This window comes from uncultured Pseudoteredinibacter sp., from assembly GCF_947502065.1.
Taxonomy (GTDB): domain Bacteria; phylum Pseudomonadota; class Gammaproteobacteria; order Pseudomonadales; family Cellvibrionaceae; genus Pseudoteredinibacter.
Window position 1 is genome coordinate 370,400 of record NZ_CANMYE010000003.1, and the last position, 12,864, is coordinate 383,263.

10 protein-coding genes are annotated in these 12,864 nt (G+C 45.0%); 7 read left to right on the forward strand and 3 right to left on the reverse strand.

Translation table 11 applies throughout. The features are described 5' to 3' along the window. Positions 1–202 precede the first annotated feature (202 nt). A complete protein-coding gene (locus Q1A41_RS11260; RefSeq protein WP_299978699.1) occupies positions 203–2,149 on the reverse strand; it encodes a tetratricopeptide repeat-containing diguanylate cyclase in 1,947 nt (648 codons plus the stop codon). A gap of 413 nt (positions 2,150–2,562) precedes the next feature. Between Q1A41_RS11260 and Q1A41_RS11265 the strand changes: the two genes are divergently transcribed. Further along, a complete protein-coding gene (locus Q1A41_RS11265; RefSeq protein ID WP_299978702.1) occupies positions 2,563–4,455 on the forward strand; it encodes a hypothetical protein in 1,893 nt (630 codons plus the stop codon). A 6-nt stretch (positions 4,456–4,461) separates the two neighbouring features. Here Q1A41_RS11265 and Q1A41_RS11270 read toward each other — a convergent pair whose 3' ends face one another. Then, positions 4,462–4,683 (reverse strand): hypothetical protein, encoded by a 222-nt coding sequence (locus tag Q1A41_RS11270; protein ID WP_299978706.1) that lies wholly within the window; start codon positions 4,681–4,683, stop codon positions 4,462–4,464. 256 nt (positions 4,684–4,939) lie between these two features. Here Q1A41_RS11270 and Q1A41_RS11275 point away from each other — a divergent pair, with 256 nt between their 5' ends. From Q1A41_RS11275 to Q1A41_RS11300, 6 genes are all read left to right on the forward strand, one after another. After that, entirely contained in the window at positions 4,940–5,404 is a 465-nt protein-coding gene (locus Q1A41_RS11275; RefSeq protein WP_299978709.1) for a DUF4920 domain-containing protein, read from the forward strand. A gap of 233 nt (positions 5,405–5,637) precedes the next feature. Then, positions 5,638–7,830, forward strand: a complete 2,193-nt coding sequence (locus tag Q1A41_RS11280) for a TonB-dependent receptor (RefSeq protein WP_299978712.1) — start codon at positions 5,638–5,640, stop codon at positions 7,828–7,830. 106 nt (positions 7,831–7,936) lie between these two features. After that, positions 7,937–8,608, forward strand: a complete 672-nt coding sequence (locus Q1A41_RS11285; protein WP_299978715.1) for a Fe2+-dependent dioxygenase — start codon at positions 7,937–7,939, stop codon at positions 8,606–8,608. Beyond that, a complete protein-coding gene (locus Q1A41_RS11290; RefSeq protein WP_299978718.1) occupies positions 8,608–8,904 on the forward strand; it encodes a hypothetical protein in 297 nt (98 codons plus the stop codon). The genes Q1A41_RS11285 and Q1A41_RS11290 overlap by 1 nt, the downstream gene beginning before the upstream one ends. A 34-nt stretch (positions 8,905–8,938) precedes the next feature. Beyond that, positions 8,939–10,501 carry a PepSY-associated TM helix domain-containing protein gene (locus tag Q1A41_RS11295; RefSeq protein ID WP_299978719.1) on the forward strand — a complete coding sequence of 521 codons (1,563 nt, stop codon included), beginning with the start codon at positions 8,939–8,941 and terminating at the stop codon, positions 10,499–10,501. 11 nt (positions 10,502–10,512) lie between these two features. Further along, positions 10,513–10,812, forward strand: coding sequence for a DUF3325 family protein (locus Q1A41_RS11300; RefSeq protein ID WP_299978722.1), 300 nt, complete (start codon positions 10,513–10,515; stop codon positions 10,810–10,812). Positions 10,813–10,823: 11 nt separating this feature from the next. Here Q1A41_RS11300 and Q1A41_RS11305 read toward each other — a convergent pair whose 3' ends face one another. Then, entirely contained in the window at positions 10,824–12,725 is a 1,902-nt protein-coding gene (locus Q1A41_RS11305) for a GGDEF domain-containing protein (RefSeq protein WP_299978725.1), read from the reverse strand. Positions 12,726–12,864 lie beyond the last annotated feature (139 nt).

A 12,864-nucleotide genomic window follows, 5' to 3' on the forward strand; every position in this document is an offset into this window, starting at 1 on the left:
AGCTGGGCTATCTACCACTGCAGTAAACTTGAGGCTTTAGGCCAAATGATTTTTGTACTGCAGTTGCCTTATCGGTTCCAATACTGTGCATTCTTTCAATCATTAACTCATTCTCAATACTGCTTGATTTGAGCCTTTTGTAGCAGCTAAACGCTGGGTAAAAGATAGTAATTGAAGCCCATTAAAAATTAACTATGCCATCTTACACCGCCGTGCTATTTGATTGCTGATCAAACAGCTGCTTTGCCTCGCTTGCACAATACTGTTTGACACAGTCTCTACCATTACTTTTGGCCTGATAGAGCGCTTCATCAGCTTGCTCCAAAAGCTTACCAAAACTCAAGGAGAGTTCCGACCTAAACGCCACCCCCACGCTTACAGTAGGGCACTTAATTCCACCCACCACTTTTTCTTTTAACTTATCGGAGAAGGAACAGGCAAGTGACAAGGCCACATTTTCGGCATCACTATTAACAACAAAAAGGAACTCTTCACCACCCAAGCGGCCAAAGCGCACCGACTCACTGCAGAAGCTAGAAGCCACCAATGCTATGTATTGAAGCACCCTATCACCCTGAGCATGACCAAAACTATCGTTAATATTTTTAAAGTGATCAACATCGATTAGCAATACGGAGAACTGCCCTCCAGCATCAGACAACTGCTCACCAAATGCAATAATAGACCGACGGTTTGGCACCGAGGTCAAGGCATCATACTCGGCTAGAAACTTTAATTTCTTTTCATTTCTTAAGGCAATAACCATCATGGCTACCAAAGATAAAATGAGCAATAAAGCCAACACAATAATGAGCACAGAAACTCGAAACTTGTCTTTTTCTGACTTCAGCTCAAGCTCTTTGAATTGATTATCTTGCATTAAGCGCTCTACTTTTAAAGTTTCAGCCTCGAAATCAAAACGAGCCCGCTCTACTTCAGCCGTCATCAAGCGCACATGATCACTGCGCTCAAGATACAACTGATGCACCCTTTCAAAGAGCTCAGCCGATTGTTGGTATTCTCCTAAACCATAATAAGCCTCGGCCCTAAGCCGTAACATTTCGCTGCCATATTCAGCCCAGGATTTCTCTGTAAGTTCTGCTTCGATGGCTTGGCAGTTTTCTAGCACTGCTTTAAAATCTCCCGACAAAAGAGAATAGTTCGACCTTGCCAAAAAATAGCGAATTCTTATTGAGGTAGACTGAACCAATGAAAATACCTTTTGAGCTTTCTCCAAGTAGATCTTTGCGGAATCTAGTCTGTTTTGTTTTACAAAGAAATTAACCATAGAGCTAGCAAAATCTAAATGCCGCCCTTTATCAGCCGTTTTAGATTGCTGCAGGCTCTCTTCGAGCTGCTTGTAATAAACAATGGCTTGTTCAAAGTTACCCAGACGATAATAGGCATCTGCAATTTGATTCAGATCATATTTAATATTTCGAGCATTTCCGGTTAACCTGTCAAACTCTAAGGCCCGTTTAAAAAAATCTGCAGCATCGGCATCACGCCACATATGCCTATATACATAGCCAGTCCGATAGTTCATTTCTGCCTGCCATGCATAGCCCTGCTGCTTCTTATTATTAGGCAACATTTTTTCCGATAGCATTGCCTGGGCCTTTTGGTAACTTGCAAAAGCTTGCGAAAAATTCTTTTCCCCAGAGTAAACATCACCCAATATCAGAGCACTGTGAAACGCAATCTGATAATCACCTGTAGCTTCGGCATCTTGTATAACTTCGATCAACCACGGTTTGGACTGATCACCCTTAGACAAATTGGCATAGGCCAAGCCTAGCAACATCTTGCTATAGCGAAGAAAGGAAGGAGAAACCGGAGATTGCTCATGGATAGCAAGTAGCTTTCGCCGTGCGTCAATTGACTCTTGCAGCTTTCCTGTTCGTACAAGCGCGTTTTGATAATAAAGATAGAACTCACCTTGAATAGCAAGAGAGTATGATGGAAGTTGCTCAATATAGGCTTCAAGCTTTTGCCTCTCTTGCAAATCGGACTTCATCAGAAAACGCTCTTTTTCAATCTTGGATAAAAGATCTGGAAGCCCTTCTGCCCAAAGCTGGGGTGCCCCACTGATTATGGTGGCGGCAAACATAGAAATTAACAGCAGCCATGCTTTATTCTTATTTCGCATCTTTAACCTGACTCACTAGACTCGTAATCACAGCTATTCAGGCTAATGGGGCTTGAGCGCCTCCCCGTTTCCCCTGAGTATCTTAGTTAAAGCTAACACACTTAAGTTGGGGCCCGAGTCCACCATTCATACAATTAACGCTTAGTTATTAACCAGATAAATTACAAACTAGCACTTTATAATCAATCATGAGATTCAGATATCACATCCACGACCCTTCATGATCAACGCAGCCTATATCAAGCGCTGAGCACAGCCTTAGCTAATTGAGATTATAAAACGTGAAATGACATCACACGCCCCAAAAACTGATCACTTTTCGAGCACTTTATTGTGAAAATGGAAGCTTGATGGTCAAGCGGCCCTGGGGCACACTAAGCGCCGTTTCTCTAATATAGGCTAAGGATGTCAAAATGGCTTTTGATTACGGCTCGATTGATCTCGGACTCAGAAACCCCTTTAAAAAGGAAGGGGCGGTAACTGCAATTCGAGGGGCTGCCGAAGTAGTGATGGGCGTGTTCCTACTATTTAAAGCGGCCGCTGTTGTTAAAGAAAATGCTGGTATCGGATGGATCTTGGTGCTGTTCGGTTTATTTCTATTAGCCAGCGGCATTCGCTTTTGTGCCAGTGGTATCATCGCTACATTGCGATTCTTTGTTGGTCGTAATCACCCAACTTCACTGGCGCAGAACTTTAGTCATTCAGAAGCCAGTACCGCCAAGGAAGAATACGACCATCTCGCTTATACCCGCCAAGGCCTTACCGAGATGCTGGTGGGCCGTAAGAATTCCACCTTTGTAGAACCAGAAGGTATTGTCGCCCGCTTTATGCACAGCGTGTTTCCAAAACTTACCTTTATGCCCTACCCAGTTCGCAATATGGCACAACATCTTTTTGGTGCTTGGGTTAGAACCGCTGTCGCGCTTATTGCCTACGCCCTAACAGCTTTTGTCTCGCTGGCAGGCTTTGCAGGCGATATTGGAGAGTTTGCCTTCCCTGCCTATTCTGTAGCCTTGACCATCTACTTATTATTAGTTTGGCGCGCTGCAGGAAAAGATATTAATCGCACAGCGGATAAACGTATTTCTAGCTTAGGCGGTAAAGAGCTGACGAAAGTAGTCGCCGGCGCTATATTGCTGCCTGTCATCGTTGGCTTGGCTTTGTCATTCGCCTTAAAGGCCAGTGGTTGGAGCACGCTTAAACTGGGCGAAACTTTGGCTTGGCTGCCGGCGCCCAACACCTGGGCTTATCTTCTAGGCATAAGTGTAGCCGCCGTTATCGTAACTATTCTCTGTGCCTTGATGTTGAAAAAGCGTTTAGCCTATTGTGACCCTAAGGCCGAAGTTTCAGAGCTTAGAGAGAACTGGCAGGAATCTGTTCACCCCAATGAGATTTTTATTAATCTCGACAATTTGGTCATGGCTAATCGCCGTTATAAAGAGGTGCCTAACCGTGTTTATCAAGAGTTAGAACCCAACCTTGAAGAGCAGGTAGAAGGTAAAGGCAAGTTTTTTGGCGAGATGATTCAAGAAGTGCAACCTAAATTTAAAGCGATGGATTTAGGTCCAGCTTTTAATAGCAGCCGTATGCTTAGCCTAATTACAGGCAATATCGGCTTTTTGCTAGCCTCCCTATTAACTGTTTGGCTAGCATTTAATGTGGGTGAGCTTTACAACTACATTAATGACATTGGCTTTAAGCGTTTAGGCTCTGCCCTTAGTGATACTCAAATTACGGAGCTGTCAACACTGGCCGGCTCGGTTATTCATGTGTTTTTAGCGGCGGTATTTATTCGTGCTTTTGCGCGCATCTTAAGTAATGCAGCCCATGTTTTCTTTGCGGAAATGCAATTTGAGAGCCACCTAATCTATGTAAAAGTGGAAGGTACATTTACCGAATCGAAAATATCCACCGGCACCAGCATTCACGATTCTACCCGCTCAGAAAATACCTTGGTGCGCTCTAGCATTACCCCATGGGTCATTGTCAGCCGTATCGTTTCCAGCACCTTCGCCGCCAGCGGTATGCGCAACTTAGAGCACCCACGTTATATTTTGGAAATGCATAAAAACGATCAAGAGCTGGCCAGTATTCGTGGTGACGTTATCGGCTTCTTGAAAGATCGCGAATCTATCGCAGCGATTACCAGCGAACGTGATCTGCACAATGCTTCTCAGATTCACGACATCAATCAACAGTCCCGCGCTATCCCGATGCAAAATCAAGCTAACCTTATCCAACAGGATGAGGAAGCGGCTGGCTATTTACGACAAGAGCAGGATCTAACGGACCCAAGTAAAGACTAAATAATCCTAAACCCTGGGGCGCTTTTGCCCTAGGGTAGGCCAGCAGACTAGCAATGCTCTTGCTAACTTCTTGGCAGTTTGTAAAGCATCCTCAAAGGTCGCGTGAGCAATATCGGCATAATGCGTAACGACTTGCTTTTCAGTCTCCCCTTCAGCATAAAGATTGGGCGATAGCACCGCGGCCATAGCGATAGCTTTTAAAATAAAACGCTTAGAGCTAAATAACATGGAGCTTCCTCGAGCTAGTTGCTGTGTTGAATATACAGTGCCTATTTGATACCGCCGCTTGCCAAGCAGAGTTCAGCCTATGCAGATGACGGCCTTGTGGTACATTTTGAGCCCGAAACTCTACCACCAAATGCAAATAATTATCAACAAGATGTAGGCTAGTTTCTCTCCTCTTGCAGGTAAAACCCATAATCAATATGGCCTTATGCAATATATTAACGATAAAATCGCATCGAATTCGCCCAAGGAGTTAAGGATGAACCACCTAAAAATTATCATTCCAATCTATTTGGCCATTAGCTCAGCCTGCACTCTCGCTGATACCCAATATGGCAGCGGCGCCCAAATGAATCAGTTAGAAGATTTGGCGCAAGTGATGCAGGCACCGAAAAATTACAATAAGCAGACCATTACCGTAAAAGGTATCATCAAAGAGGTCTGCCATAAAAAAGGCTGCTGGATGGAGTTAAGTGCTGGCGAGCAATACGACAACTTGATCGTAAAGGTAAAAGACGGAGATATGGTTTTTCCTATTAGTGCTAGAGGAAAAACAGCTTATGCGACCGGCGTATTAAACAGTACGGAATTAAATATCGAGCAGACTCAAGCCTACTTAGCCCACCGAGCTGAAGAAAATAAGCTTGAATTTGACCCCGCCTCGGTAACAGAGGGCATGACCCTTTACCGCCTAAAACCCACTGGTGTAACCATCAGCGATTAAGCATCATGGCCATCGCCTGTTATTGCTGCAATTGATGGCCATATTCCCCTCTTATTTAGCCCGCTTCTATTCTTGCTTTTAACCACCCGCTCTAGATAGTAACAATTAATATTTGTTAATGATTATCATTAATGATACTGTGCGCACAAATCGAAAGATGGGGCCGCCAGTAAGCCTCACGACAATGCTGTGATAGCCAAGTTTTTTGGTATTTAATTGGAGACTACAGTTACATGTCGTTTAAGAACACAAAACAGAAAAATATGCTGGGCACAGCTTTGCTCTCTGCCCTCACCATCAGCCCTCTAGCCCAAGCCGATCAGCAAAAAAATTCGCAGATCGAAGAGCTGAAAGTTATTGGCCACAAAGATGGTCTAATGCAAGTTAAAAGCCCTACCGCCAGTAAAATGAATTTGTCATTTAAAGAAACTGGTCGTTCAATCACTCAATTAAGCGAACAACAACTAAAAGACTTGGCACTGGAAAATGTTCGCCAAGCTTTCGACTATGTTGCAGGCTTTCGCGGTAACGGTCCTGCCGACCGTACTTATACGGCGCGCGGCGTTCGCACCAGTATCGATAATGTAATGGTTGATGGCTTACGCTCGCTTCAAGGGGGAGAAGCGGGTACAGGTTCGCGTTTACCGAGCACATTCAACGCAGAAGCGACAACGTTTTTGCGTGGTCCAGCGGGCTTACTCTACGGTGCAGGTGTTGGCGGTGGCATGATCAATATCACCACTAAAAAGCCAGAGGCGGACAGTAAAACCACTCTTGCCCTGGGTAGCCGCTCCTATGTGACCGATGGCAGCAGCTTTGATTCTAACCGTTTCACATTGGGCTTAGATAGCACCGGGGCACTGATCGAAGAGGACGTACTCTATCGGGTAATCGCGCAATACACCCCTGATGGAGACCACTTCCAAGAAGGTCGCAGTGTTGATGAAAAACTAATCGATGTCGCTATGACATTTAATGTTGGTGACTCTACTCGCATCACACCTCGTATTGAAAGCTCTGAGCGAGAGCGCTCGGGCGGCAGCGGCTATGCCGACGGCGTGTTCGAAAGCAACTTCTTTAGCGGCGATGTCAGCACTTACGGCAAGCCTGTCAACCGCAGCTATTACTACGGTAGCAACAAAGACAAGGGCGATAACTCTTCGCGCAGTTTTAGTGTTTTATTTGAACATGAATTAAACACTGATTGGGATTTGCGTTTACGAGCCCGTAAAAACGAGACCGAATCTGAGTCGCTAGATTTATACATCAGCGACAGCAGCGGACTTGGCAATAGCATCGGCGAAGATGAAATCAATCGTAAGTGGGTATACGCCAAAGGCGATGATGAATACGTACTTTATGATGCTGCTATCGAAGGTAAATTTTCTACTGGAGATATCGAGCACCACCTATTACTGGGTGCCAACTATCGTGACATGGACGTAGGCTTTGCGCGTAAGTTTCAAAGCAACAGCGATGCGGTTGGCAAGAATACCATTTCAGCATCAAACCCTCGCCAGCAGCTCGTTGGTCCAGTACCCGCAGATTTAATGGAGGTGGACTTAACGCCTCGCAACGAAAAAGATACCAATATCTATATAAAAGATCGTATCAGTTTCGGTGATTTAACGCTGGCTGCTGGCCTTGCCTACGTAAAACAAGAACAGCAGGAAAGTCGCAGTGGTAACTCCTATAGCGGAGAATTCAGCGATACTATTTGGGATATTGGCGCCGTTTACGCCTTAAATGACGATATTAATGTTTTTGCTACCTACAGCCGTTCTTACGACCCTGTAAGTGCACGCTGGATTACTCAATACGGCCAAGGAAAAACCAACTTCCAACCAGTTGAGGGTGATAACTACGAGATCGGTGTCAAAGGCGATTTCTTCGACAAACGCCTAAGCTCAGGTGTAACTCTGTTCCGTTTAGAGCGATCTAACAGCACCAAGTTTGAACGTATTGATGGTGTGTGGCACCTGACCCAGCTAGAAGGTGCAAGCTTCCGCTCAGAAGGATTAGAGTGGGATGCAAGCTTAGCCATCAGCGATCAGTGGCTAAGTAATATCAGTTACGCCTTCACTCGAGCCTATGACACCATTGGCAACAGCGAAGGGCGTCAGGCTTCTAATACCCCAAAACACAGTCTAGCTTGGTGGAATACTTACCAACTAACAGGTGATCTAGAAGACTTCCGCCTTGGTGGCGGTGTGCGATTCGAGTCAGACCGCTACGATGGAAACTATATTCTTGAGGAATATGTTGAAGCGGATATGGGCGTTTACTACGACTCCGATAGCATCAATGCTTCCTTGGTTCTAAGAAACGCTTTTGATAAGAACCGTGCTGAAGCTGGTGCAAACTGGGTAACCGTACAACCTAACGATCCTCGCTCGGTAAACCTAAGTGTTAGTTACAGCTTTTAACTAACTCCTTAACTAGTGGCAGCGCAGGCCCCCCAAAGGCTTGCGCTGTTTACGATTATAAATCGCAAATTTTTAAGTAACCTAATACCTACATTTTAGATAAAACATGATTATTACCGTAGATAGCTTATTAACAACTGAACAAGTTTCCGCTATTAACAAACTCATTGATAGTGGCCACTTCGAAGATGGCCAAAATACTGCTGGCTGGCATGCAAAAACAGTAAAGCAAAATCGACAATGGCAAGGTAATCAAGAACAGCAAGACGAACTTGATCATTTTCTTAGTATCGCTCTCAGCCAAAATACCAAATTCACTACCGCCAGTTACCCTAAGCACATTCAGCCTTTTATGGTCAGCGAAAGCCGTGATGGCGGCCATTATGGTATGCACACCGATGACGCATTGATGGGTAAAGAAGGGATCGCTCGCAGCGACTTATCCTGCACTATTTTTTTGAGTGACCCCAAAAGCTATCAAGGCGGTGAACTTCATATGGATTACTTTGGGCAAGGCTTAGAATTTAAGCTTGCCGCTGGCGATGCCATTATTTATCCAAGTACTACCCTGCATGAAGTAAAGCCGGTTACAAACGGCACCAGAAGAGTTGCCTTAACATGGATAGAAAGCTATGTGCGTGACGCCAGCAAACGTGAAATTCTCTACGATTTGGACTGTGCAAGACGCGATGTAATGCAACAGCAAGGCAAGACAGAAGCTTTCGATAAAATCACTAAAAGTCACGCTAATCTGCTACGTCAATGGGCTGACACCTAATGAAAAAACTGAATGCATATTTTAGATCTTACAATGGCCAGGTGTTGCTACGCCTAATTGCAGCCATTCTTATCGGTTACCTGGCAAGTAATGCGATTGGCGTAGTAATGGCGAAGTCCCTAGATCGATGGACCAGCCTACACTTGTCTGAAGCAAGCCTATACGCTTCTTTGAGTGCATTTTTCATTTACAGCGTGATCATACTCTGGGCATTTAGCGTGCGCTCCCAGAAGAAACTATGGCGACAGCTATCAGTGCTCACTTTCATTTTCGCAGTTCTGGCTTATGTTATTTAGCAGGCTAGATCGACAATTCTAAGAAACGAATACCATGAAAAAAGATTTCCGACATTCAATGATATGGCTGCACACATGGGCAGGCCTAGTGTTTTGCTGGTTGCTCTACTTTATGTTTGTTACCGGCACTTTAGGTTACCTAGATAGCGAGCTTGATAGCTGGATGAAGCCTGAGCTGAGTGCGGCCGAGGAAGTCAGTTTAGAAACTGATCTCAGTGCAGCGGTAACTTATCTTCAAGCTCATGCCGCCGATGCTGAACGCTGGTTTATTTCACCTGCCAATCATCGTGACAACCCACAATTAAGAGTCTCTTGGCGATACCCGAGAGATTCAGAAAAAAGCAACGGTCGAGAGCTTATTAACCGAGATACTGGCGAAGAACTCCATCACAGAGAAACGGCAGGCGGGCAAACCTTATATCGAATGCATTACCGCTTACACTATTTACCGAGCGGTTGGGGCTTTCGCTTAGTGGGGATTTTCACCTTAGCCATGTTTATCGCCCTGCTTACCGGTGTGGTCGCTCACCGTAAATTGTTTAAAGATTTCTTTAGCTTTCGCCCCCAAAAAGGTAAAACCGCCTGGCTTGATATGCATAATCTAAGCAGCATCGCGTCCCTTCCCTTTCAGCTTATGATTACCTATAGCGGACTCATCTTCGCTATTAGTACTTGGATGCCCTTTGTTGGCGTAGCGGCCTACGATTTCGATGTCAAATCGCTGCGAGCTGATATCAATGAAATGCGCGGCCGATCTAGCGTCAAAGCGGCCGGAGAAAGTGCTAACTTGGTTGGTATGGACATATTGAGCCAAAATATTGAAGCCTCCATCAACGACGGTGCCTTAGTGCGCTTTATCGAAATTAAAAATCCAAATGATCGCAATGCTAAGATATTCGTCAACCCCCACCTGAGTGGTCCAGTTCAAGAACAAAACAAGCTTCAGTTTGATGGTCGCAGTGGCAAGCTCGAATCTAGCAAAGAGCAAAGTGGAGCCCTGCAAACTCGCAATGTCTTCATTAATTTGCACGAAGGCTTATTTGCCGGGCCAGCTTTAAGGCTTCTCTATATCTTATCCGGAATATTAGGCACTTTGATGGTAGCTACCGGTGCAATTTACTATGCCCAAAAACGCAAACGCCCTACACATGCGCTCAGTAAACAACAGATGTTAGTCAACATCGTAAATGGCGGCACTATTATCGGCCTCCCCATCTCAATTTGCATTTTTATGATATCCAATCGACTATTGGCAATAGAGCTTGATCAGCGAGCCGATTGGGAGGTTCACAGTATGTTTTTGGCATGGTTAGCGAGTTTTGTACTGGCTGCCTTTTGGGTAAAAGATGCTATGTGGAAAAAGCTCACTCTTGTGCTCAGCATCGCGCTTTTCACCGTACCTATCGTCAACTTCTTCAGTACGAACCGAGGCCTAGGTCAGAGCAGCTGGCAAAACGACACTCTATTTGTTGCGACTGATGTTGTTATGCTTAGCATGGCAGCTATCAGCCTTCTGCTATGGGCCATCTTAAGTAAAAAAGAGCAACGACAACAGAGCCCGATTAGATCCTCAAACGCACATAGTGCAGTCGCATAAAGGGAATATCGATGACTATTTTTGCTGTACTGATCATTAGCTGCTTAGGGCTTTCCTGCATGGCTTTTGCGAAGCCAAAACACTGGAAAGTTATCCCTTTTTTGAGTCAATTTCGCCACCCCGGAAAAAGAGTTCAAGAGCTCATGCAGTACTTAGGCGCCATACTACTGATACTGGCCGTTTACACTTGCCAACTGAATTGGGGCTGGGCGCTTGGATTGTGTTTTTATGCGGGGGTTCTTAGTATCGCATTGTTTTTTGTAAGCTTAGTGATCAGCTACTTCGAGAATACTGTAAAAAACAAGCTTTAGCATGGGGTCGCTTAAGAATTATCAACACACACTGTCCCCCTACCAGAATGTTTAGCATTATACAGAGCTTTGTCTGCACGTTGATATAAGCCCACAAAGCTCTCTTTAGGCTGCCACTGCGCCACGCCTATGCTAATACCGACAGTAAAATCGGGTTGCCCTTCAAACTTAAGCTGCTTAATGTTTTCGCACAGCTCAGCCATCAGCTTTTGAGCAGCAAGCAGGTTGGTTACAGGTAAAATTATCGCAAATTCTTCACCGCCCATCCGGGCGACAAAATCTGTTCTTCGTAATCGCTGGGAGAAAAACTCTGCCATTTTCTGCAATACTCGATCACCAAAATCATGGCCATATTTATCATTTACTCTTTTGAACCAATCCGCATCGGCGATAGCAAGGCATAATTCACTATGATCCCGCTTAGCTCGATCAAGCTCATGTTCTATTCTGGAATCAAAAGCTCTGCGATTAGGAAGTTTAGTCAAGGCATCTGTCGTCGCCGCTAGCGCCAAGCGTTTATTAGCCTCTTGCAAGTCTTGAGTACGGGACTTAACTTGTTGTTCCAAACTTTCATTGAGCTCTTGCAAACGCAAGCTCAGGCCTTTTTCGCGGATTAGTAACTTCATATAACCCCAACCGACATACATTACCTGCACCGCTATAAACGTAAACATGGCGATGGCAAAAAGCTCTATATAAGGGTCGGTATTGCGGCGATAGTAGAGAGCGTCTGAGGTTCCCCCAATCAAAATCAGCATTATTCCCACGAAGGGAATCCATTGTTTAAAAGGAAACCTGATCACGTGATAGATCAAAAATACGACATATAACAAGGCAAGCGCGATATATAGCAAGCGCATACCATGCCCTAGTAATAGAAACTGATGCAAGTCGACCAAAGGAATGCACAGCAGCAAAAGTATCGGCAACACAGCCAAGGCTACACTAAGGGTTTTCAGTTTAGGCCTAGATTCAAACACCTCGGGTAAAATATGAGCTTGACCATAAATAAAAATAGCCAATAATCCTAGAAAGCTAATCCAAGTAAAATAGAAATGACTGACGACGGTTAAGCCAGGAACAAAATAGGCAAGCAAACTTCCTGTCACCAAAAGGCGTACACCCGCACCAAGTGACATCACCACCGAAAAAGCATACATGGCCCGGCGGCTACGACTGAAGAGCGCTTGAGAAGCGGAGTAGATGGCGACCAACAGGCAGGCTCCTAAAAACAGAATATGCCAAGACCAGCGCTGCATCATCTCGCGATATAAAATATCGGCATTACCCAATAGCGGAGGCTGAGATGCACCACCGGTTCTAAAGTCTTCGTTATACATGTGAATGATGACTTTGGCACCCGGGTACAGTTTTGGCAGCTGGGTGTGAGCGCCATTCATAAGCTTCCCCGCAGCACGCCCTTGGGGTAATTCAGTTATTGGCTGATCGGATTCTGGAACAAATTCAGATAAAGTATCGTAGGTCTTAACAATGTTCCCACGCCCATCGTCAACGTAAATGCGATAGGCCGATTGAAAGCGCCCTGGCCACAGGGCTAAGCGCTCACCCTCTTTAAGCTCTTCGGAAAGAGATACTTCAGTCCAAAGGCTAATGTAAGCCCGGGGCTCTTTTTCAGTAATACCTAAGCTATTTAAGTCCCAGTAACCTGGAATCATATATTTGGCTATTTGGTCGAGATGGTCATGTGAAGATAAGGAGATTTGCTTAGGTGGGATCAGCACGCCCGAAACACCCGACCACTCACCGCTTAGCTGGTAATTTTGGCAGGCAGGGTCGATAGAATTAGCAAGGGAGTTTGCTTTGCTATCCGCGCAGTCTGCAAATGCAAATCTCGCAAAAATAGAGCAAAATATAAACAGGGCAATATTAACCCAAAGCCTTGATGTACTCATAAGTCTGATTCGCTAGCAAAGCCCTGAATACCTCTGGCCACAAAATACGCCATCACAGTTTAGTCGCTAAAACGAATCTGTACAGTTGAGATACCGAAAATAGAGAAAATTCATTAAAAACAGGCTAGTGCCTGTTAAC